General features: G+C 34.0%; 21 protein-coding genes. 15 read left to right on the plus strand and 6 right to left on the minus strand.

Features of this window, described 5'->3' with window-relative positions; translation table 11 throughout:
* Positions 1-115: 115 nt before the first annotated feature.
* The 5 genes from AW729_RS03300 (at position 116) to AW729_RS03320 (ending at position 5,699) form a co-directional block, all read left to right on the plus strand.
* Complete coding sequence (locus AW729_RS03300; protein ID WP_112123760.1) at positions 116-385, plus strand: hypothetical protein; 270 nt, start codon at positions 116-118, stop codon at positions 383-385.
* A 61-nt stretch (positions 386-446) separates the two neighbouring features.
* Entirely contained in the window at positions 447-1,946 is a 1,500-nt protein-coding gene (locus AW729_RS03305) for an Ig-like domain-containing protein (protein WP_112123761.1), read from the plus strand.
* A 520-nt stretch (positions 1,947-2,466) separates the two neighbouring features.
* On the plus strand, positions 2,467-4,077 hold the full coding sequence (locus tag AW729_RS03310; protein WP_269467287.1) for a CTP synthase: 1,611 nt from the start codon (positions 2,467-2,469) through the stop codon (positions 4,075-4,077).
* 42 nt (positions 4,078-4,119) lie between these two features.
* Positions 4,120-5,241: a prepilin peptidase gene (locus tag AW729_RS03315; RefSeq protein WP_112123763.1), complete on the plus strand. Its 1,122-nt coding sequence runs from the start codon at positions 4,120-4,122 to the stop codon at positions 5,239-5,241.
* Positions 5,238-5,699, plus strand: coding sequence for a hypothetical protein (locus AW729_RS03320; RefSeq protein ID WP_112123764.1), 462 nt, complete (start codon positions 5,238-5,240; stop codon positions 5,697-5,699). The genes AW729_RS03315 and AW729_RS03320 overlap by 4 nt, the downstream gene beginning before the upstream one ends.
* A gap of 31 nt (positions 5,700-5,730) precedes the next feature.
* Here the strand turns inward: AW729_RS03320 and cysE are convergent, their stop codons facing one another.
* Positions 5,731-6,453, minus strand: a complete 723-nt coding sequence (gene cysE / locus AW729_RS03325; protein WP_112123765.1) for a serine O-acetyltransferase — start codon at positions 6,451-6,453, stop codon at positions 5,731-5,733.
* A gap of 302 nt (positions 6,454-6,755) precedes the next feature.
* Between cysE and cysK the strand changes: the two genes are divergently transcribed.
* Positions 6,756-7,712 (plus strand): cysteine synthase A, encoded by a 957-nt coding sequence (cysK, locus tag AW729_RS03330; protein ID WP_269467288.1) that lies wholly within the window; start codon positions 6,756-6,758, stop codon positions 7,710-7,712.
* Positions 7,713-8,126: 414 nt separating this feature from the next.
* On the opposite strand, the gene AW729_RS03335 is transcribed toward cysK, so the two are convergent.
* Positions 8,127-9,566, minus strand: coding sequence for a flippase (locus tag AW729_RS03335; RefSeq protein ID WP_112123767.1), 1,440 nt, complete (start codon positions 9,564-9,566; stop codon positions 8,127-8,129).
* A 136-nt stretch (positions 9,567-9,702) separates the two neighbouring features.
* Here AW729_RS03335 and AW729_RS03340 point away from each other — a divergent pair, with 136 nt between their 5' ends.
* The 4 genes from AW729_RS03340 (at position 9,703) to AW729_RS03355 (ending at position 13,629) form a co-directional block, all read left to right on the plus strand.
* Positions 9,703-11,181: a class I adenylate-forming enzyme family protein gene (locus tag AW729_RS03340; protein WP_112123768.1), complete on the plus strand. Its 1,479-nt coding sequence runs from the start codon at positions 9,703-9,705 to the stop codon at positions 11,179-11,181.
* Between the two features lie 125 nt (positions 11,182-11,306).
* On the plus strand, positions 11,307-12,023 hold the full coding sequence (locus tag AW729_RS03345) for a metal-dependent transcriptional regulator (protein WP_112123769.1): 717 nt from the start codon (positions 11,307-11,309) through the stop codon (positions 12,021-12,023).
* A 191-nt stretch (positions 12,024-12,214) separates the two neighbouring features.
* Entirely contained in the window at positions 12,215-12,373 is a 159-nt protein-coding gene (gene rd / locus AW729_RS03350; RefSeq protein ID WP_112123770.1) for a rubredoxin, read from the plus strand.
* Positions 12,374-12,732: 359 nt separating this feature from the next.
* A complete protein-coding gene (locus tag AW729_RS03355; RefSeq protein ID WP_112123771.1) occupies positions 12,733-13,629 on the plus strand; it encodes a 2-phosphoglycerate kinase in 897 nt (298 codons plus the stop codon).
* A gap of 166 nt (positions 13,630-13,795) precedes the next feature.
* Here AW729_RS03355 and AW729_RS03360 read toward each other — a convergent pair whose 3' ends face one another.
* From AW729_RS03360 to AW729_RS03375, 4 genes are all read right to left on the minus strand, one after another.
* The gene (locus AW729_RS03360; RefSeq protein ID WP_112123772.1) at positions 13,796-15,022 is read right to left on the minus strand and encodes an FprA family A-type flavoprotein; all 1,227 of its coding nucleotides are present in this window, start codon (positions 15,020-15,022) and stop codon (positions 13,796-13,798) included.
* Between the two features lie 794 nt (positions 15,023-15,816).
* Positions 15,817-16,188, minus strand: coding sequence for a desulfoferrodoxin family protein (locus tag AW729_RS03365; RefSeq protein WP_112123773.1), 372 nt, complete (start codon positions 16,186-16,188; stop codon positions 15,817-15,819).
* 50 nt (positions 16,189-16,238) lie between these two features.
* Positions 16,239-16,811, minus strand: a complete 573-nt coding sequence (gene rbr, locus AW729_RS03370) for a rubrerythrin (protein ID WP_112123774.1) — start codon at positions 16,809-16,811, stop codon at positions 16,239-16,241.
* Positions 16,812-17,039: 228 nt separating this feature from the next.
* On the minus strand, positions 17,040-18,851 hold the full coding sequence (locus AW729_RS03375) for a DUF2070 family protein (RefSeq protein ID WP_112123775.1): 1,812 nt from the start codon (positions 18,849-18,851) through the stop codon (positions 17,040-17,042).
* Between the two features lie 455 nt (positions 18,852-19,306).
* Here AW729_RS03375 and AW729_RS03380 point away from each other — a divergent pair, with 455 nt between their 5' ends.
* From AW729_RS03380 to AW729_RS11490, 5 genes are all read left to right on the plus strand, one after another.
* Positions 19,307-19,849 (plus strand): FumA C-terminus/TtdB family hydratase beta subunit, encoded by a 543-nt coding sequence (locus tag AW729_RS03380; RefSeq protein ID WP_112123776.1) that lies wholly within the window; start codon positions 19,307-19,309, stop codon positions 19,847-19,849.
* Positions 19,846-20,487, plus strand: coding sequence for a hypothetical protein (locus AW729_RS03385; protein WP_112123777.1), 642 nt, complete (start codon positions 19,846-19,848; stop codon positions 20,485-20,487). Before AW729_RS03380 ends, AW729_RS03385 begins: the two co-directional genes overlap by 4 nt.
* Positions 20,488-20,639: 152 nt before the next feature.
* A complete protein-coding gene (locus AW729_RS03390) occupies positions 20,640-20,921 on the plus strand; it encodes a hypothetical protein (RefSeq protein ID WP_112123778.1) in 282 nt (93 codons plus the stop codon).
* Positions 20,914-21,108 (plus strand): hypothetical protein, encoded by a 195-nt coding sequence (locus AW729_RS03395; protein WP_112123779.1) that lies wholly within the window; start codon positions 20,914-20,916, stop codon positions 21,106-21,108. Before AW729_RS03390 ends, AW729_RS03395 begins: the two co-directional genes overlap by 8 nt.
* A gap of 766 nt (positions 21,109-21,874) precedes the next feature.
* Positions 21,875-22,735 (plus strand): DUF3100 domain-containing protein, encoded by an 861-nt coding sequence (locus AW729_RS11490; protein WP_236951256.1) that lies wholly within the window; start codon positions 21,875-21,877, stop codon positions 22,733-22,735.

Here is a 22,735-nt window from a genome sequence, read left to right on the forward strand (position 1 = left end):
AACAGTTTATAAAGTTATATATCAACTTTTAAACTATTTAATTAATAACCTATTAAATACGATAAAAGTTTTCAAAAAAATCTGCCAATAATTAAAAAAAAATAGAAGTGAAACCATGAACAGGAATATGATTAAAATTTTCCTACTGGTTACTCTAGCAGTACTGCTTGTAGGTATAGCCAGTGCAGGTGACCCATCAACGGATACTACGAGCACACATGCAACGGATGTATCCACAGATACCACATGTACTGACACTACAGACATATTAGTGGAGGATACCACATCCACAAGCACAAATGCTATAACAGAGAGCGTGCCAGACAAACAACCAGGAAGTAAAATAATAACAAAAGAAGAAAAAAAATATAAAAACTGCAAATGAAGCAATAAATGTAGGCAATTATGACCAACTATGCGATGCATATTCAAGTAGTGATGCAACGGTGACAATCAACATTACCAAGAACATTACACTCCAAGCAAATCCAACTTTAGGAAGTAACATAAAGAATTTAAGAATTGAAGGTAACGGATTTACAATAAACGGGGCCAATCAATACCAATTCCTTCGTATACCATCAGCAACCAAGGTGACTATAAATAATATCAGCATAATAAACTGTTATAATAGTGAGGGCAGTGTAATATATAACAATGGTACTGTTATCATAAGAAACTCCAACCTCACTAACAACACGGCAAGATGGGATGGAAGTGTAATATACAACAATGCAGGAATTGCAAATATTAGCGGTTCCAACATCAACTACAACAACGCAGAATTTGGAGGAGCAATATACAACAATGAAGGAAACCTTATAATAATAGGCTCCAACCTCAACTACAACACCGCAAGAAATAATGGAGGTGCAATATACAAGATAAATGGTAATCTTACTATAGTAGCTTCCTATTTCAACAACAACAATGCAACAGGAGATTATGGGGTTGGAGGTGCAATCTATAATGATGGAGGTAACCTATCCGTAACAGGTTGCGACTTCAACAACAACAATGCAAATTACCGTGGTGGTGCAATATATAACACAGGTAGTGATACCAGTTCAAATATTGTCCTTTCAACCTTTAACAATAATTACCCACCAAACTTTAGAATTAACAATGAAAATGAACAATTTTCCATTGAATTGAATTTAAATGACGGATTTATAGATGTGGATACTGTTGCTGTTTACCTTGACAATCAAGCAGAATGCGTATATACAGGACCATTGGATGGTTATGCTGTACCCTTAGGTTATATTATACGTTTAGTAGTAAATGGTAGTGATATCAATAGTTTCCATAACAACACATTTATCATAAGACCGGCATCCAACGTGGAGGTTAATAATTATTCTGAACTTGTCACTGCAGTTAATAATGCTAAAAGTTTAGATTATAATGAATATTACATATCATTATCACAGGGCGATTACAATGCAACCACCGGAATGACTTGGGGTGATGCAAGCGGTAAAGTAATATACGTTAAAGTAGTAAACGGTACTGCAACAATAGAAAACTATGTAGTACCAACGGAATGGACCAGGAATGATACAACAATACAAGCAATATACACAGGATCTGCCCAATGTAGTAAGCTAACAAGCGAAAAAACACAACCAGTCATATCACCGATGGCACCAAGCATCACGACAAACGATATCACGGCAACTGCAGGAGAACAGATTACATTCACAGCCAATATCAACGATGGTGATAAACAAATCAACACGGGTAAGGTACTCTTTAAAATAAACGGTAAAACAATTAAAGACGCAAGCGGCAAGGTACTCTATGTAAAGGTTGTAAATGGAATTGCAAGTCTAAACTATACAATACATAGTGATATGAATGCTAAGAATTATAACATCACGGCAATCTTCACTTCACCTAACTATGAAAAACTTGAAGATACCAAAACCCTTACTGTCAACTAGAAGGTAAGAATATGAGGGGGCTTTGTTCAAATCCTCCTTTTCTTATTCTTTTTATTAAGCTCCACCCTAACCTAAAGGCTCTTTTTATCATGAAAGATAAATGTTAGAATAAATACAAAATATGGTAAAATGATATTAAACATACTCATTATCAACCACCACCATTCCAGATAAACTGTAAAAATGCCTTTATCTAAACGATAGAATTCGAAGAATCATCAACATGTGGAATCTGAAAAAATAATCAGGGATTTTTAATAATCACACAAGCTTATACTGCATCTACTATTTTGTAAGTATTATATAAAAACACGTTATCTTTTTTTGACTTTTTCATGACAATATTATTTTTCATAAATAGTAAATATTATTAGATAGATATATTACATTATTATTAAGATTTTTTAATATTTTTGATAAAGTATTTATTATATAATGTACATAATTTAACATACATCTTATTACAATGTATATTATTATAAAATGATTAATAAAATATTTTAAATTTTCAAGGAAAGAGTTGATAAATTTGTCAAAATATATTGTAGTAACTGGTGGTGTTGTAAGTTCCATTGGAAAAGGAATTACATCAGCATCTATTGGTAGAATTTTAAGATCATATGGAGTAAATGTAACCGCTATTAAAATAGACCCATATCTTAACTGGGATTCAGGTACATTAAATCCATATCAGCACGGCGAAGTATATGTAACTGATGATGGAATGGAATGTGACCTTGACCTCGGTCACTATGAAAGATTCCTGGATGTAGGCCTATCAGGTAAGGCAAACATTACCACAGGTAAAGTATATTCATCAGTAATAGAAAAAGAACGAAAAGGGGAATATTTAGGTTCTTGTGTTCAGATTATTCCACACATCACAGATGAAATCAAGCTGATGATACGTGACATAGCAAAACAAACCAAAGCAGAAGTTGTAATGGTTGAAGTTGGTGGAACGGTAGGGGACATTGAAAGTCAACCGTTTATTGAAGCATTAAGACAGTTCAGCCATGAGGAAGGTCATGACAACTGTATGTTTGTACATGTAACGTATGTGCCATACCTAAAGGCTGCCAAGGAGTTTAAAACCAAGCCAACACAACACAGTACCAAGGAGTTAAGGGGACTGGGTATTAATCCTGATATGATTGTATGCAGGTCAGAACTACTTCTTGACTCAAAATTGAAGGAAAAAATAGCACACTTCTGTGACGTGTCAATAGACGCTGTAATCAACACGCCAGATGCCCATTCAATATATGAAGTACCTTTAACCATGTACTCAGAAAACGTTGGAGACTACATCATAAACAGACTGAAAATAGATGCTCCTGACAAGGCTGACCTATATGATTGGAGTCAGATAGTTGAAGACTTGAAAATCGAGGCTCCTAAAGTTAAAATCGGTGTCGTCGGTAAGTACATTGAATTGGAGGATGCATATATCAGTATAAGGGAAGCACTTAAACATGCAGGTGCAGACAATAAGGTCAAGGTTGACATTGACTGGATTAAGGCGGACAATGACTATAACCTTGACCTGTTAAGCCAATATGATGGACTGTTAATACCTGGCGGTTTCGGTGAAAGGGGTATTGGCGGTAAGATAGAAGCCGTCAAGTACGCCATCAAAAACAAGATACCGATCTTTGGTATTTGTCTGGGACTTCATGCCATGGCCATAGCTATAGCCCAGCTTAACGGTGAAAGTGAAGCAAACAGTACAGAATTTGATAAGGACACCCCATGTCCTGTAATTGACATGATGGAAGAACAGAAGAAAATCAACAATATGGGTGGTACAATGAGATTAGGTGCTTATCCATGTAAGATTGCCGAAGGTACAATAGCATATGAGGCATATAAGGAAACAGAAGTGTCCGAAAGACACAGACATAGGTATGAAGTAAACAATGAATACAAGGATTTCCTTATTGATTCCGGCGTTGTGATATCCGGTACTTCACCTGATGACTTCCTGGTTGAAATGATTGAACTTAAAGATCATCCATGGTTTTTGGGTTGTCAGTTCCATCCTGAGTTCAAGTCCCGTCCAAATGATACCCATCCAATATTCAAGTCATTTATCAAGGCCGCTAAGGACCATAAGGAACATAAATTCTAACCTCTTTCCTTTTTTTTATTTGTAATAGTTTTAAAAATTATTATGACTTTAACCATTAAAATTATCGCTTTAATCATTCTATTTTCAGGAGTAGTTATAGCATCGATTAGCGATTATAAGACTCTTACCATCAGCAACAAATTGACATTTTCCATGTTTATTGTTGGCTTAACACTGGGAACTATCTTTTATTTGAATAATGACATCCTCGACCTATTGTATTATTATTTATCCATTTTATTAGTGTTTGTATTTGTCTACATATTATGGAAAATCGGATTATGGGCAGGTGGTGATGTAAAGCTGCTTACCGGAATGTCCACACTCTTGTGTGTCGACTATCTGGATATTCTTCCCAAGTTTAGCCTATGGGGATATTCATTTCCATTTTATGGAAGCATGCTTTTTATTCCCACAATGTCTGTGATTGTCAACAGTGTACTATCAATAGTGCCGATTATAATGTGCATCATCATATATGAAATAATTAAAAACAAGCCTTATTTAATGAAAGATATTATAAGTACAGGTGATTTAATTAATCTGGTAACTACTTTAAACATATTTGGAATATACTTTTTAATAAATAACATAGTCAATATAGATAACATCATAGCAAATATTATAATTCTATTATTTCTTTCATTTGCAGTAAACAAATTATCAAAAAGAGTCCGGAATATCATTATTCCCATGACAATCATCTTATTAATCATGAATGTAATCCATGAAAACATACAGCTATATCTTATAGAGACGATAATCATATTATGTATAGTTTTGATTAAAAACGTTATGAAAAATGACCTCATCAAGCAGGTACTCAGCCGTGAAGTTACCTTAGATAACTTATCGGAGTCCATGATACTTTCATACAGCCTCATCAGATATGACGACAAATACTTCTTTGATAAAAGAGGCCTGAAGGAAAAAATTTTACAAAAAGAGGATTATGAGTACATCATTACACAGAAGGCACACGGCTTGACGATAGAGGACATATCCCTACTAAAACATTTACATAAAAAGGGAGTTATAGGCAATAAAGTTCTGATTAAGCGTTCCGTAGCATTTGCTCCGTTCATATTGAGTGGCTTGATTGTTACGTTGACGATAGGAAACACTTATCTTCTGATTAAAGATTTATTGGGAGTGATTATATGAATGATATCGGCCAGTTGAGCCTGGAATACTTATTTATATTCATGATTCTTTTAATCATATTCTCTTTGATAAGCATACCTCTGTTGACGGAGTCAATTGAAAACACCGAGGATGTATCGGATGTGGTTAAAACGGAAAATATGTTAAATCAGTTAAGCAGTCATATTAAATATGTTTATTATTCTGATGAAGGTACAAGGATTGTTAAAAGCATACATGTTCCAAGGGATATGAGAATTGAATATAAATCATCGTCAGGAAGGCATTATCTGTCAACGAAGGTTAATTTGAATGATAATACCACCAGGAATGTCATGGTCGAGGTTCCATGTAAGGTTACATTTAAGAACAATCCCAATTACTATTACACCAACGTATATAACAGGTGGTATTACAATACGGAGTTTAAATGGATAAACAATAATAAAACAAGTAATGTGGACATAAACTTTAAATAAAAGAAAAGAGGGTTTTTAGTGAATTATTTTTTTATTCACTTTTATCTTCTTTGGTATCTGTGCCGTTTGCAAGTTCTTTTAATTCATTATACATTATTTTTCTATCTTCTTCATTTCTGTTTTCATGATATACTATTCGTTCTAATTCTTCCTGTCTCTGGATGAGCGTGTTTAGTATATCCGTTATAGGGTCAGGTATTTTACCGTGTTCCAAGTCGTGTACATGCTTGTTTTCTTCCTTGATGGATTGTAGTGTTTTTCCGGGTATGCCTACAATTGTTGAATTTGGTGGTGCGGGCTTTGTCACTACGGAACCTGCTCCTATCTTACAGTTTTTCCCTATTGTTATGTCTCCCAGCACTATTGCATTTGTACCTACGACTACATTATCTCCTATTGTAGGGTGTCTTTTTTTGGCTTCCAGGCTTGTACCACCCAGCACTACACCCTTATATAACAGTACGTCATCGCCTACTATTGTTGTTTCCCCGATAACTACACCCATTCCATGGTCTATGAAGAATCTTCTGCCGATTTGTGCACCTGGATGTATTTCTATACCTGTAAAAAATCTGTTTAAGTGGGATATAAATCTACCTATTAGTTTATGATTTCTTACCCAGAACCAATGGGCTATTTTATGAAACCATAATGCATGTAATCCCGGATAGCATAGCACGACTTCTATTGTGCTTTTTGCTGCAGGATCATTTGAAAATACGGTTTCTATATCCTCTTTAATTCTTTCAAACATTTTCACTAATCCCTCAACGTGTATTTGAACTCGCATATATAATACTATTTTTGTTTATTAAAGTTTATTAAGACTTTGATTAAATAGTTGTTTGTCTATTTAATTTTTGATAATTTTTGTTAAATGAAAGTTGTCATTGGCTTTTATTCATGACATTTTTTTGTAATTATTCTACAATATAAAAATATAACAATCGTTATATTTATATATATCCATAATCAAATAATTAATTGTGAAGAAAAAACATAAAATAAAATAGAAAATATCAATACAAATAACTGGAAGGTGATTATTGAATGAGTATAGAGAACATAAGAATTCTTAAAAAGCCAATAGCAAATGACATTACCGAAACAATAGGAAACACACCGTTGGTAAGATTAAACAAACTGGCAAAAGATATCGACGCAGATGTACTGGTAAAAATAGAAGCATTCAACCCAGTAAGCAGCGTTAAAGATAGAGTAGCCGTAAATCTAATTGAAAGTGCCGAAAAATCAGGAAAAATAAACAAGGACACCGTACTTATAGAACCAACAAGTGGAAACACCGGAATAGGACTGGCATTTGCAGCAGCAGCAAAAGGCTACAAACTAAAAATATTACTGCCTGAAAACTTCTCCGAAGAAAGAAAGAAACTGATAAAAATTTTCGGAGCCGAACTGATAGAAACACCTGCATCCAAAGGAATACCAGGAGCAATAGAAGAGGCAAATAGAATACATGAAGAAATAGAAAATTCATACATTCTACAGCAATTCGAAAACCCTGCAAACCCAGAGATACACAGATTACTAACAGGACCTGAAATATATGAAGATACAGATGGAAATGTGGATATAGTGGTATCAGCGGCAGGAACAGGTGGAACTGCAACAGGAATAGCCCAGGCAATCAAAGAACTGAAAGATGACTTCCAAGTTGTAGCAGTTGAAGCGGCATCAAGTCCTGTCTTGAGTGGAGGACAAAAAGGTCCACACAAAATACAGGGAATAAGTCCCGGATTCGTACCTGAAAACACCGATTTGGACATTATCGATGAAGTATTCACGGTAGAGGATGAAGATGCGGGAAAAACAACCATAAGACTAGCACAGGAAGAGGGAATACTTGTAGGAATATCCTCAGGAAGTGCAGTATATGCAGCACTGGAAATAGCAAAAAGACCTGAAAACAAGGGTAAAACAATAGTAGCAATACTTGCTGATACAGGAGAAAGATATTTGAGCGTAGACTGGTTATCAGATTTATATAATTAAATTAATTCACCTAATAAAAAAGATCTGTCAAATAAATATTTAAGCTTAAAAAAAATCCTATAAAAAAAAAATTTAATCAAAAAACAATAGTTTTATAAAAAATAATATCACCAAAACCCTATAACAACAAAACTCTAATCAATAGAATAAATCACTTTAAAAAGAAAAAATACACTTAAAAAAAAATAAAACTCCTATTATAAAAGATTATTATACTAATCAATAATAAAAAATCTAATCAATAAAAACTCCAAAAAATAAAATACACAATATAAAACAAGAAAAACTCCTATTATAAACACCAAAAAAATAGAGGGCTAGATAATAAATAAACTCCCTACATTATCTAGCAATCAAATTTTCCTTTTTTTAAATAATCATACATTGACCTGGCAAATCCAATCATAGGCAATGTTATTTCTTAAATGATGACAGCAAGTCCAATACTATCTGACGATCCTCGTTACTGATTGCCTTGGTTATAAACAATGCAATCACATATACCACCACAGCAATAGGCACCGATACGATAAATGACTGATTTAAGTAAATCAAGACAACCGCCATTATTATATTGGATATTATAATCTGAATAATCGGAACAACAGATTCCGCGAGGTTTAATTTAAACTCGGTCTTGTATAATACCAACAGCATCAATGACAGAATGCTAAACTCGGTGATAACCGTGGAATAACTTGCACCATAATAGGAGAAATTGCTAATCATCAGATAATTTAACACGACACTGACAAATGCACCTATACCGGCAATCTTTGTAACCGTAAACTGTTTATTGATGGCACCAAGTAATGTGGAACATACGCTTGTAAGAAACATGAATACGCCGGCCCATATGAGTATGGTCAATGACGTTGAAGCTTCAATATACTCGACACCATAAACCAGTGTGATGATATCCTCAGAGAAGATACAGCATCCTACGGCAACCGCCATACCAAGCATCAGCATATACTTCATAATCTTATGATACAAGTCGATAAGCTTATCCCTATCTGTGGTATACAAGTCACTCATTATCGGAAATACCGCATTGTTAAACAGCGTGAATATCGATGACAATACCAAAAGCAGCTTTTGAGCCGAACTGAATAGTCCCACTGCTATACTGCCGGACATGAACGTCAATATTATAAGGGATATCCAGAAGTATATCGACGTAAATACCGCCGTGATACCAAATGGAATACCCTTCACGAAGAGATTCTTTACAAACAACCTGTCGAATGACAACTTAAACTTAGGATAATAGCGTAATGCTATATATGTGGAATACAAACATGACAAGAACATTGCAATAGGATAACCTGCAGCAACGATTGTCACATTACTTCCCTGATATATGATAACCAGTATAATCAAAAGTACGGACGTACTGTATATCACGTTACCTATGGTCTGATACTTCATCTTCTCATTACTCTGGAATAATGAGTAATAAAATGTTGCAAAAGAATTGAAGACCATGTATAAACCAAACAATAGCATTACAATGGTTCCGTCACCACTAAAGTTACTGTTTGATACGAATACGACATATATTACAAATGTAATTAATGTAAATATTACCCTAAACAGCAATGTCGTACCAAAATAAACACCGGTTAACTCCTTGTTTCTGGATACTTCACGTATGGCATAGGTGGATAATCCCAAATCACAGAATATACCGAATACACCCACCAATGAAGTAGCAGAGGAGATTAATCCAAAATCATGAGTACCCAGGTATCTGGCAGTAAATAATGTTAGAATAAATGTCATGACATTATTTATCAGACTGGCCATCATCAATAAACTTGAATTCTTTATAACTCTTGCTGTAACACTCATGATATCATTTTTCTACTAAAGTTATTTAAAAAATTTATTATATACTTATATATCTATTCCAATTAGATAATAAATTTTAATATCATTATCCCATATAAATATTAATATATTAAATCAATAAATGGTGGTTAGATACATGATTAATATCACTACATTCCTAGATGCGAATAGTTGTAGATTGGATAAACCCGTATATTACAATATAGATAGGAATAAACAATACAATTCAAAGGATATTCTGTCAATTGTTTCAGAGATTTCAAGAAGATTGATTGACAAAAATATTAAAAAGGGTGACCGAGTACTGATTTATCTGGAAAACAGTCCGGAATACCTATTCTCCTTTTTGGCATTGTGGCGTATCGGTGCCGTGGCAGTTCCGACAAACAGGATATACACGATTAGTGAACTGCAATACTTCATAGATGACTGCGGTGCCAAACTTATCATATGTGATGAAGAAATAGACGAACTTGACATTGACTGCTATGTCATGGAAAATATGGATGAATACACTGATAGCGAGATAATAGATGCCTGCAATACATCATGGGATGACCTTTGCCAGATACAGTATACAAGCGGTACGACAGGCAAACCTAAGGGTGCCATGCTGACACATGGAAACTGGTTTAGTGCAATACAGAATGAATGTGACGTGCTTAACATGGACCACAACAGCGTAATGTTCTGTATCTACCCAATGGCCCATGTAGGTATATCCTGGGCTATTGCAACTCTAAGAAAGGCGGCGTTGTGTATAACGAAAAACAGGTACACATTTGACGAATACCTTGATATCATCTTTGAAAACAGGGTAACGCATGCGACTGGTATGCCACCGGTAATTCACTCAATAGTCACCAACCCGGATAAGGTACAGAATAAACTGTACACCGTTAAAAGCATGGTATCCGGTGGTGGACCATTGCATAAGGATATCTGGAAGAAATTCTATAAGAAATATGGAATAGCAGTACTTAACGCTTATGGTTCATCAGAGACCATTGTAATCGGTACGGGTACCGTAATCAGACCGGAAGACTATGCATTTGCAGATAAATTTGAAAGTGTAGGCCATCCGGTGTGCTTCAGTGAAGTAAAGATTGTGGATACCGATGATGCAAGCATTCAAATGGACGTCAACTGTCAGGGAGAAATAGCACTGAGAGGCCCGTCAATTGCAAAGGGTTACTGGAATAAACCGGAGGCAAACGAGAAGACGTTCCTGGAGGATGGCTGGTTCTTGACTGGTGATATAGGATATATTGATGAGGACAATCGATTATTCATCACCGACCGCAAGAAGGACATGATTATCATGTCAGGATGGAAGATATATCCAACGGAAGTGGAGGAAGTGTTAATAGAACATCCATCCGTAAATGAAATAGCGGTCTTCAGCCTTCCTCATGAACACAGGGGCGAAATACCAGTTGCCGCAATCATATGGAACGACAAGGAAGATAGTGATTCACTCCTGGAATATGCATCAAATAACCTGGCAAGATACAAGATACCTCGAAGATTATTTACCACCGATAGTCTTCCGAGAGTAAATGGTTGGAAACTCCTCAGACGTCAATTAAAAGAGATTTATATAAATTACGAATAGTTTCCAATTCATTTATGACTAAAAAAAATAATGGAAAATATTTATAAGAAGTGCTAAATAACTTAATAATATATAAAGACTATAATTATACTTTCATCAATACATATATTTTAAGGGGATTAACTATGCATGGAAAAGAAATTAGTGAAAATGTAGAGGAATACTTGGAAACCATATATAAAAAAAGCTTATCCGATTCTATGGCCAAAACTACTGAAATATCCAAGGATTTGGGAATAGCACCAGGTAGTGTTACCCAAATGCTAAAAAAGTTGGAACAGGACGGATACGTGGTATACTACCAGTACAAGGGTGTTACACTAACAGATAAGGGTTATAAAATTGCAAGAAGCATCGTTAGAAAACATCGTATACTTGAAACATTCCTGTATGAAATATTAAACATCAATATAGAGGATTTACACGAACAGGCATGTGCCATGGAACACTCACTGTCTGATGAAGCCGAAAGAAAGCTATGTCAATTATTGGATTATCCAAATCAATGTCCTGATGATCATAACATCATACCAGTATGTGACTTGAACATATCCACCTGCTATGAATGTTCCAAGGTAGCCAACATCAACGAAATACCTCGCAGGATTGAAAATCTTGTATCCATCAGTGACATGAGACCACAGCAAAGGGGAAAAATCAAGTTTATCAGGGGTTCCAACGAGACACTTCAAGAACTGCTTGACTTGAATATTACATTAGAGTCAGAGATTACCATGATAAATTCAACTCCGCTTAACGGTCCTGTTAAAATCCTTGTTGATGGAAAAGATGTAATGCTTGATAAAGAATTATCATTTAATGCATTTGTTGAATTAGAATAATTCTATTTCACTATTTCTTTTCTATTACGTTTTCTTTTTTTATTAAAAGCTTCCTTTATTAATCATCCCAATAGAGTTTTCCAGTAATATTGATTAATATAATCTTAGCATAATATACATAATGCCAAATTCTAAAGATATATTAATCTTTAAATCTAAAGTATAATATAATAAAATATGGAGTGATATTTATGAAATACAAATGTATGTTATGTGGATGGACATATGACCCAGAAAAAGGAGATCCATCAAAAGGTATTGAACCAGGAACCGCATGGGAAGACCTTCCAGATGACTGGAAATGTCCATTATGTGGTGCTGGAAAAGACATGTTTGAAGCAGTAGGATAAATGGGACATATTTAAGAGTCTTCATTTATTCCAATCCTTTAACTTTTTTTAATAATTTTTTAATACAAATTTATATCATCATTATAGAAATTTCAATATAATAATCTCTTTTTAAGTATCCACATTAAAATACATAAAATATACTATTTAATTAAGGACATTCATCCTACAGGTAACCCCCCAATCAATACACTTCCATAACAAAATATCATTAAATTAAACATTTCATAAGTGAAAATATCAAGTATTACATAGCATATTCAAAAAAACTTATTTAAAAAATATAAATATATAAATTATAATAAAAACAATATAATAATATAATATAAATTATTAAACCAGTTAAAGGTGGTGATGTAATGTTACTAGTTGAAGGAGAAGTAGGCGGAAAAAAATATCAAGAACCGTTTTCAAAAGGAATACTATCAAAATCCCTGATAAGGGCGGAACTAGAACCAGCAAGAGCATATGCCATAGCAGCCGAAATAGAGGAAAAGATAAAAAGTGAAGATAAAGAAACTATAGCAATAACAGAACTTATAAAAATAGTTAAGGAAAAACTTGAACAAGAAGATCCTGATCTTGCAAAGAAATACATCATATGGAAGGAAATAAAAAGATCAGAAGACCCGTTAATCATATTAATCGGAGGAGCAAGTGGTATAGGTACATCATCCATTTCATTTGAACTAGCAAATAAACTTGGAATCAAAAACATGTTAAGTACCGATATGATACGTGAAGTAATGAGAAAAATTGTGTCAAAAGAATTATGTCCAACATTGTTCGAGTCAAGCTATACCGCGGCGGAATCCCTGAGAACACCAGCACCTCCAGAATTTGACAAAGTCCTTCTCGGATTTAAGGACCACGTTGAAACCGTTAGTGTAGGAGTAAACGGTGTAGTCGAACGTGCAATAAAAGAGGGTATAAGCATAGTAATAGAAGGAGTACATATAGTTCCGGGTTTTATAAGTGAAGAATTACTGGATACGCCTAATGTACACATGTTCATACTTACATTATCCGATGAGGAGATACATAAAAGCAGGTTCTACTCCAGATGTAGACAGCTATGGGCAAGAAGACCACTTAAAAGATACCTGAAACACTTTACACCTATCCGTAAGACACATGACTACATAGCCAGTGAAGCTAGAATCCATCACATCCCCGTCATAGAAAATATTGATGTAACCACTACCATTGACAGTATGATTGAACACATACTGGCTGAAAAACAAAACAGAGAATAAATTTAACCCCCTCAAATTTAAACCTTTTTTTGAATCTGAGCCATTAAATTATATCAACTACTTACTCGAGAATTTATTCAAGAATAAATTATGAAATATCATGAAGATAATGGATTTACTGTAAAAAAATCAACATATAAAAAAATTGAGGGTGTTTAGGGGATGATTATTCATCATTTATCTTACTAGCTATTTTTACACCTAATTCAAAGCATCTTTCCAAATCCTCTTCAGTTGGAACATACTTTATTTCAAGGTTGTCCATCATTTCAAAACCGGCTTCTGCAAGTTTTTCATTCAACCAGTCAGGTCCGTTTCCACCCCAACCGTAAGAACCAAATGTTGCAGCATACCTTTTGATGCCAGTTCTTGCAAAATCCAACTCAACAGTGTAAAGGAGTATGTCCCCAATACTAGGATATACCTTATTGAATAATGTCGGCACACCCATCAGTACCGCCTTGCTTTCAAGCATGTCCTTTACGATTTCACTTCGTTCATCCTCTTTTAAGTAATGCATCTTGACATTTACCCCCTCACTCATCAAACCTTCAGCTATTGCATGTGCCATCGTTTGTGTAGAATAATGCATGGTATCATATATTAGGGTAGCCTGTGGTCTTTGACATACACCTGTAGCCCAATTCTGATATGCTTCCACTATTTTTGCTGGTTCTGTCCAGATTTGACCGTGTGATGGTGCAATCATCCTGATTTTTTCAATCAAACCGGCTTCAACCACTTCATTTAATTTCATGGTTAAAAGTGGTGTCAGTGGCGTTAATAAATTTGCATAGAATTTCTGTGCAGCATCAATTAACTCCGATTCGGGTATTTCATAGTCATATCGCTCCATCTTACAGAGGTGCTGACCAAACGCGTCATTGGAAAACAGTATTCCATCCTCTTCAAGAAATGTAAACATACTATCAGGCCAGTGAAGCATCTTGGCATCTATAAATGAAAAGGTCTTACTTCCCAAAGATAATTTATCTCCACTTTCAACAGTTACAAATTCTGCATTTGCCAATTCAGGATAATGATTTATCAGTGCAGGCTTTGCTATGGGCGTACAGTATATCGGTGCCTTAGGGAATTTTTTATGAATTTCCACCAATGCTCCACTATGATCCTTTTCAATATGGTTTTGTATTATGTAATCTATTTTCATATCTTTTTGTTTACATTCAAATGCATCCTTTATCCTTCCCCACATCTGTGCCGAATATCCGGGATATACATTGTCTATCAATACCGTTTTATCTCCACAGAATACTAGAAATGCATTATATGTTGTACCGGGTAGGGTATATCCATGATATTCCCGTCTATCCCAGTCAAGCGTTCCTACAAAATAAACGTCATCCATAATTTTATGTGCTTTTGCTTTCATAATCATCATATCATTTTTTTTCTTTCGTACAAAATGTGTTCTAATGTTTATATATTTAATTAAAAGTTATTATACTTAAGGCATGAAAAAATAAATTTAAGAAAATACACTGTTTAGATAGAAAAAAGAGTTAAATAGAAAAAATACCATCAATTATGTAAGTTAAAGGACACTAGACGATTATTATGTCCCGATAATTGGTTATATTTTCAAGATATATATTAAACAAATTATCAATATTGATTTAAGAATTCTTGAACTATTACAGCGTAATATGTTGATAATTGTATTATATGTTATCAGCTGAGGGGGTACTTAAAAATAGGTGACTTGAAGATTGAAGAAGATTGTATTATTGGGGAGACAATTGATATTGCATACAAACTTTAATCGGATACTGATTCTTGTGGGAACAATCCACATCTGTAGACCCAAAAAATAGAACTACATCATTTATTCTTGTGGGAACAATCCCCTTGGGTGTACACATCATTTTAAACGTGTTTTCGGTAATGCTTTTATATGACCCAATTGTTCCATTTATATAACATGAGCATTTATTACAACAGAAACCCTATAATAATAGTGACTTCACGATTCTACAACGGGATAGTAAAAATATATAATCATGGAAACTAAAGGAACAAAACAAAATTAAAATATTAATAGATCCAACTTAAAAAAATAGAACAAATATTAAAATATAAAGATAGCGTCAAAGAACAATTAGATTATATACTCCTAATTGTTGCACACACTAAAAATAGGAAAAAAATTAAATTATGGGGGGTTATTTAGGATTGCCAGAGGCCGTGTATTGTACAGAATTCCCTTGCTGTTACATCATCTGCTTCAGGAATTTTAAAGGTAGCTTCCGGTTTGTCTCCAGGTTGTAGGTATTGTTTATGTACTTGTCCGTCTGCTATTAATTCGATGAGTGCTATGTAATGGTTTTCATCCATTGGGTGTTCTACTTCTCCAACTTTTACGTGGTAAGCATCATCTACTCTTGTAATTACAGGTTTGTGTTTTACATCCCCTTCTCCCTCGGTTTTAGCTTCGATAACATCTAAACATGCTACATCCACATCTTGACCTGGGTAGATTAGTTCAATTATATTTCCACTGTTTTTACATTTTATTATGCTGGTAAAATCAAAATCCATAGTTATCTCTCCATTAAATTATAAAAAAGGGGGGTTAGGGTTTAGGCTGATTAGAATTCATCAACTAATAATTCGAAGTAGCTTGATGGGTGTTCACATATTGGACATACTTCAGGTGGTTTTTCTCCTTTGTATACGAATCCACATTTTCTACATACCCATGTGACTTCTTCGTCTCTGTTGAAGAATGTTTCACCTTCAACCATAGCCAGTAATTGTCTGTATCTTGCTTCGTGGTGTGATTCTACTTTTCCTATATTTCTTAATCTGCAGGCTATTACATCAAAGCCTTCTTCTTCTGCTACATCAGCAAATTCAGGGTACATGGATGTTGCTTCTTCGTTTTCACCTTCAGCTGCAGCTAATAGGTTTTCAGCTGTAGTTCCATAGGTAAATCCTACGCTTGTTGGAATGTCAATGCAATCTACATCTTCTTTTAGTTCCTGTATCATTTTGAATAATACTTTTGCGTGTTGGAATTCATTGTCTGCAGTTACTAGGAATATTTCTGCAATTTTTTCATATCCTTCTTTTTTAGCTATTTTTGAATACATTGTGTATCTGTTTCTTGCCTGACTTTCTCCGACAAAAGCTTTTGATAAATTTTCTAATGTTTTTACCATTATATCACCTATTATATGTATAAATATATTATTATGAAAAATTTCTAATATATTATTTTGTTAATTCTATTATATTTTTATTAGAATATATAATTATAGTATTTTAGTTTCGACAAAAAATAATCATAGGATATACTTATCAATTTCAGTATTAAGCAAAGAATAAAGAATAAAATTAAATTAAAGAACAATACTTTATTAAAAAAAAAATTAAATGGGGATTAAATTCTAGAATACCCAGAATACAGTTATTATAGCCGCGATGATAAATACCAATGGTGCCAATATCTTACTTACGGATAGTATGGATGAAATTGTATTTACAAGTTCTATTGACTTGTTTGGACCGAATGTTTTGATGTTTAATCTTTGTGTAGCTGATGCAACACTGACATCCTCCATGTCATCAAGTGCCTGTGGAATCAATTCCAGTATCGTGTCAATTAAAAGCTCTTTGTGTTTTGTACCGACTGTTAATCCTCCACCGGATATTGTGTTTACAAGGTGTGTGTCGGTAGTCATAACCTCTATCATGTCTATATCGGGATATTTGTCCTGAACGGCTTCTATGATTTCTTCACGTACTCCCTGTTTCATATTGTTTCCGTCAAAGACCACATAGAGCATCTTCTGGTCATCAACTTCGGTTATCATTATCTTGACACCGCAGTCTCCTATACCATCCTTGACGTCTATTTCATCAAGCAGGTCATATGCATATCCCATCCTTATAGGATACATGTCCTGTTTTTCAAGTTTCTTTATGGCCTCCTCGATTTGAACTACCCTGTAGTGACCCGGCATTAATCGATCGACGTTTCCTTCCAGACAGTTATGGCAGTCGACGACCACTACATTTTCTATACCGGTTACCTGTTTTGCCTGGTATTGCATTGCCAGACCTACTCCATAGTCTATATCATCCCCTGGTACCGGTGCAAATGTACTTAGGAGTACTACTCCATCATTGAAGAATTGTGCTCCTATCTTTGCATCCTCATATTGTACCCTCTGGAATTTACTTGCCTTATCGGAGTACTCCAAGTTTTCTAAGGCCAAGTTTACGGCATCGGTTATTTTATTTATCTCCTTGGCCGCAACTGGGTTGAAGTCATGTGTTGCCGCTCCATGCACCACTATTGAGAAGTCATCCAATTGCTGAGTGAGTATGCTTGGAAGGTTTCCTCCACCAAGTGAACCGACAGGCCCGGGGTGTACGTGTGGTGAGATGTAGTTTAACTTAACATTCCCATCCCTGTTTTTAAAGCTTATTAAGCTAACGGTTGTATCTATTGATTCACCCATGTTACTGAATACTTCTTCCATGGAGTTTGATCCTTCGGTTATGTGACCGATAAAGAGGCTTAATAGTTCAAGTCCATTTACTCCCAGGTTATTTCTCATAGGACTTTCAAGTATTGATACGAATGAGAAGATTGCAATTGCAAGTACTATTGCCCCTATTATAGCCTTAAGGTATAGACTTACTACAGAGTTCAGACTGGTTATCGCCATTGTTATGTAACTGATAAGTACAAACATACTTAAAATCAGTATCGGATGTATTAATCCTATTATAAGTCCCTGTATGAATTTTATATTGGATGTACTCCAGATGATAAGTGTCTCTATTGCAAATCCAAAGAGTATGCCTAATAACAATGAATTTACAAATATGTCCGTGTTGAATAGGAATCCGATTACGTCTCCTCCTACCAGTACAAGACATGTGATAAACATGCTTACAAAGGATAGGAAGAGTGCCTGTTTCTGCTTCATGTGTCTTTTCTTAAGAAGATTTACTGCAGAATGCACCAATCCTCCGGAAGCCATGGTGGTTAAACCTAATAGGAAGAATATCGTTGCTCCTCCACTTAAAAATGAATACACCACTTCCTCCATGTTTAATCCAATATCCAAACATCCCATTATTCCCCCGGCAAGGAAACTGAAGGTGAATATAAGAAATATTGAAATTTTAGATTCAGGTAGAGTAATCATGTATTTACTTAATTTCATCACTCTTTGTGTTACCGTCATAGTCTCATAGTTCCTATAAATTTTTTTAGATTATACAATTCATAAAATCTACATATAATATTATGTTTTACATTTGTTGATATTAATTATTATGGTGAGTGAAATTGTATGGGTCATCTGTAAAAATTAATTGTTTAGGGGCTATCCACAAAGCCCATATTTTTTAACATCTTTTTATTTAAAGGAGGGGTGAGGAAGGATTCTTTAATAATCTGTTATAATTGAAAGGGGATAAATATAATATTCCCCTTAAATGCAAGTTTAAATCGTATTTCATTAAAATTGTGATAATCTGATTAACAAGAATAAAGTGGGGTTTTTTATTATGAAAATTTGTGGCATCATTTTATGCCGATTAGTAGTGCATGTAATGGATAAAATACTATAATATGGTTATACATAAATAATTAATATATATTATATTTTTGTTTAAAAAAAATAAATGGGGAATTAATTTGGAATATGAATTAAATACACCATTAGATGATAGTGATATTAATAAATTAAAAGCTGGTGACACTGTATATCTGACAGGTAAGATATTTACTGCTCGTGATAGTGCTCACAAGAGAATTATAGAATCAAATGCTCCTATAGACTTAGAAGGTGTTGTTTTATTCCATGCCGGACCTATCATCAGGGAAAATGATGATGAATATGAAATTGTTGCCGTAGGTCCTACAACCAGTATGAGAATGAATCCATATGAAGCGGACGTACTTGATATGGGAGTCAAGGCCATAATAGGTAAGGGTGGAATGGATGAAAAAACCCATGAAGCTTTGGTACGTAACAATGCAGTATTCTTAACTGCCGTTGGTGGATGTGCAGCTTTATATGTAAGTAGCATTAACAAGGTTGACTGCGTATACTGGCTGGACTTGGGAATGCCGGAGGCCATATGGCAATTGGATGTGGAACGATTTGGTCCTTTAATAGTTACTATGGATTCCAATAACGTTAATTTATATAAAAAAGATAAAGAGGATTCAAAATGAATAGCAAAATACTTTCAATACTGTTAATTATATGTTCAGCGGCATTGATTGCTGGATTTTTCATTTTTACACCTACATATATTCAATCAAACGGTGATGTTAAACATTTTAGTGATAATGATATGTCCTTTGACATACCTAATACATGGACTGTATATGAATATGATGATCCTACCAAAACGCCGTTTTTATCAAGTAGACCATCATCACTCATAGTTGAACCGGCAAGTAAGTCAACCTACTCATATTATGACGGAAACATATCTGAGCTGGAACAAGATGGAGTCTTGAATACAAGTGCTACCAGTGCTACCGACGTTGCAATCGTTACATGTGAAATTACCAAAATGGATTCACTTCCAGAGGGCGTTACATTGGATAACGCTTATCAGTCTGACAGCATCTACGGCATTATGGAGTCATCAGGCAAGTTCAATCTGGACTCAGCTACTGTCATCCAGGTAGACGGTAAGGATGCACGTCAATTTGTATATACCGTTAGTTATACCAAGTATAAGGACACATGGATAAACGCCGACGGACATTACTATAGAATACTATGTCAAGCACCTACTACTTTCTTTGATGATGCCGGAAGTGTATTTGATAATATCATTAATACAATGAAGTTGAAATAAATCAACTTCCACTTTTTAATATTTTTTATTGATAAACTCTTTTTTAATTAAATATTATTTTTATATTTAAAATTATTACATTGCTTCTTTTTAACAAATATTATATAATACTGATTTTAATATATTATATAGAAATCGATTTTAGTGATAACATGTCAGATAGATTAGAGAATATTTTTATTAATTTTGCAAATTCACAGGAAGAATTGCTCAGTCAGATGAATTTAAGTAAGGAAGAATTCGTTGAGAACGCCAAGAAATGGTCGCAGACAGAGGATGGGAAACTTGAAATTCAGAAGTTTATATTGAATCAGGAAATTGATGATTTGAAAAGTGAAATTGCCGAGATTGAAAAGAATATTGCTAAAAAGGAAGAGTCTATCAAAGAAATTGATGCTGAATTAGCCAAGTTAAGTGGTGATAATAATGGTTGAAATGTCATTTAAAATGAAAGTTAAGCGTGAAGATCATGATGAAGAAAAACCTATGTATGTTGAAATTCCGGATTTAATTGTTGATGCATATTATCTTCGAGATGGTGATGAGGTAGAGTGGACTTACTTTGTTAACTGTAAGAATCAGAAGGAAGTTAAACTTAAAAGGGAATATACCGGTTTATAACCTTCTTTTTTCTCATTTTTTTGAATGTGTTGAAATTTTTTGTTTTGTGTTTTTTTAACTTTCTGATGTTGTGCCTTAATTATGTATTCTTGTTCACATTTTAGGAATAAGTACCCCTAACTGTTCACATATAGTGAACGAATTTTGCTATTTTTATTCATGTTTTAGGAACAAAAAGTCATTTAAAGACACTTTTTTGGAACATTTTTAAGTCTTTAAATTAGATAAAATACTTTAAAAAATTTTATTTTCAATAAAAACCATTTTTACTTTGTTATTTCTATTTTAAGTATTTTTCAATCACTTAATATTTATTTATCAAAAATGGATATTAAAGCATATTTATGGATTTTAAGTTATATTAATATGTCAATTTTCCACAAAAAACATGAACAATCATTTTTTACACATCACATCATTGATAAATCATATTACTTGAAATAATCAAGTATCTTCGGATAATTTTTTCAAAGATATTTTTCCAAATAAATTTTTTATTATTATTTTTGAAAATTTTTAGAAATATTCCAATAAATAATTAGTATATACCAAAAAAATTATAAATAATATAAAAATATAAATAAAATATAAACAATGTTTAAATTTACCGTGAAAAATAATGATTTAACATTTTTATATTAGAAATGATTATATAATATTAATTAAATTTTTAACATTTCAACATTGATGCAGTCATATGATTTTTATGGAAAGAATTGGTTATTAATTATTTATAAAATTGTATTACTGTATTGGAGATGCAATAATGGATATCAAAAACAAATATACTTCAGATACTGAAGATTTGATAAAATCCGTAAAGGATTACAAGTTACACTTAACTGTTTTGATAGCTGTAGTAATCTCAGAATACATCGGAATTATAACACTGGATTTGATGGGCATATCAATAATATTGATGCCACTGTTGTATTCATTAATACTTGCCGTGGCATTCTACCTGGCAAAGCCCGTTACATGGATAAAGGGAAAGCAATCCGAAAGATCCAGTGCCATAATGATGTTGCTGATAGGTCCACTTCTAGCAAAACTGGCAATAGCCAGTGGTCAAAACATTGGTATAATATTTAATGCAGGCCCGGCAATTCTTTTACAGGAAGTTGGAAACCTAGGTACTATCTTCGCAGCATTGCCTATTGCATTATTATTAGGATTTAAACGTGAATCAATTGGAATGACAAGTTCAATATGCCGTGAACCACAAATGGCAGTGGTAATAGACAAGTATGGTTTTACCTCTCCTGAAACAAGGGGATTTTTCACAGTATTCTTAATAGGTACTGTACTTGGAACACCATTTATCAGCCTATTAGTAAGCATACTTGCATATGTACTACCGTTACATCCGTTTGCCTTTGGAATGGCATGCGGTATAGGAAGTGCAAGTATGAATGCGGCGGCAGTGGCATCACTGTCAACCATATTCCCACAATATGCCACTCAAATGGAGGCATTCAGTGGAATGGCCAACCTGATTGCAATGGTTACAGGTATGTACGTATACATATTCGTTGCAATGCCACTCACGGAAGGATTATATAAAAGACTTGAACCACCAATAAATTCAATGTTAGAACGTAGAAAGGCCAAGAAGGAGAGTTGTTAG

This window comes from Methanosphaera sp. BMS, from assembly GCF_003268005.1.
Taxonomy (GTDB): Archaea; Methanobacteriota; Methanobacteria; order Methanobacteriales; family Methanobacteriaceae; genus Methanosphaera.

What these genes read in the sequence shown, in the direction of transcription:
- AW729_RS03300 (WP_112123760.1), top strand. Translation starts at nt 116, where the DNA reads ATGAACAGGAATATGATTAAAATTTTCCTACTGGTTACTCTAGCAGTA.
- AW729_RS03315 (WP_112123763.1), top strand. Translation starts at nt 4,120, where the DNA reads ATGACTTTAACCATTAAAATTATCGCTTTAATCATTCTATTTTCAGGA.
- AW729_RS03320 (WP_112123764.1), top strand. Translation starts at nt 5,238, where the DNA reads ATGAATGATATCGGCCAGTTGAGCCTGGAATACTTATTTATATTCATG.
- cysE (WP_112123765.1), bottom strand. Translation starts at nt 6,453, where the DNA reads ATGTTTGAAAGAATTAAAGAGGATATAGAAACCGTATTTTCAAATGAT.
- AW729_RS03335 (WP_112123767.1), bottom strand. Translation starts at nt 9,566, where the DNA reads ATGAGTGTTACAGCAAGAGTTATAAAGAATTCAAGTTTATTGATGATG.
- AW729_RS03340 (WP_112123768.1), top strand. Translation starts at nt 9,703, where the DNA reads ATGATTAATATCACTACATTCCTAGATGCGAATAGTTGTAGATTGGAT.
- AW729_RS03345 (WP_112123769.1), top strand. Translation starts at nt 11,307, where the DNA reads ATGCATGGAAAAGAAATTAGTGAAAATGTAGAGGAATACTTGGAAACC.
- rd (WP_112123770.1), top strand. Translation starts at nt 12,215, where the DNA reads ATGAAATACAAATGTATGTTATGTGGATGGACATATGACCCAGAAAAA.
- AW729_RS03355 (WP_112123771.1), top strand. Translation starts at nt 12,733, where the DNA reads ATGTTACTAGTTGAAGGAGAAGTAGGCGGAAAAAAATATCAAGAACCG.
- AW729_RS03360 (WP_112123772.1), bottom strand. Translation starts at nt 15,022, where the DNA reads ATGAAAGCAAAAGCACATAAAATTATGGATGACGTTTATTTTGTAGGA.
- AW729_RS03365 (WP_112123773.1), bottom strand. Translation starts at nt 16,188, where the DNA reads ATGGATTTTGATTTTACCAGCATAATAAAATGTAAAAACAGTGGAAAT.
- rbr (WP_112123774.1), bottom strand. Translation starts at nt 16,811, where the DNA reads ATGGTAAAAACATTAGAAAATTTATCAAAAGCTTTTGTCGGAGAAAGT.
- AW729_RS03375 (WP_112123775.1), bottom strand. Translation starts at nt 18,851, where the DNA reads ATGACGGTAACACAAAGAGTGATGAAATTAAGTAAATACATGATTACT.
- AW729_RS03385 (WP_112123777.1), top strand. Translation starts at nt 19,846, where the DNA reads ATGAATAGCAAAATACTTTCAATACTGTTAATTATATGTTCAGCGGCA.
- AW729_RS03390 (WP_112123778.1), top strand. Translation starts at nt 20,640, where the DNA reads ATGTCAGATAGATTAGAGAATATTTTTATTAATTTTGCAAATTCACAG.
- AW729_RS03395 (WP_112123779.1), top strand. Translation starts at nt 20,914, where the DNA reads ATGGTTGAAATGTCATTTAAAATGAAAGTTAAGCGTGAAGATCATGAT.
- AW729_RS11490 (WP_236951256.1), top strand. Translation starts at nt 21,875, where the DNA reads ATGGATATCAAAAACAAATATACTTCAGATACTGAAGATTTGATAAAA.